This is a genomic window from Belnapia sp. AC561 (genome assembly GCF_979252845.1).
On the sequence record NZ_CEEDBP010000203.1, the window covers coordinates 1 to 277 of the forward strand.

Consider the following 277-nt stretch of genomic DNA (forward strand, 5'->3'; position numbering starts at 1 on the left):
GTCCGAGGTCGTGTATTATTGGGATAGCGACGACCTGCTGCGTCTGGCCGAATATCTAACGGATGCCGTGCCGTCAGGTGGGCATCTGCTGCTCGTCCACTGGCTCGGCGACACAGATTACCCCAAGTCCGGCGATGCCGCGGTCGAGGAACTGCGGATTGCGCTCGCGACCAATGTCAGCGTCGTGATCGAGGAGCGGCGGGAGCAGTATCGGCTCGATCTGTGGCGTCACTGCTGACTGGCGCGCGCGGATCATCGCACCCGCGCGGTCGATTGC

Annotated in this window: 1 pseudogene; it reads left to right on the top strand. The window is 63.5% G+C overall.

Annotated features, from left to right (window positions below):
• A pseudogene (locus AC0IW9_RS30760) lies at positions 1–238 on the top strand (methyltransferase type 12); the annotation flags it as partial.
• Between the last annotated feature and the right edge of the window lie 39 nt (positions 239–277).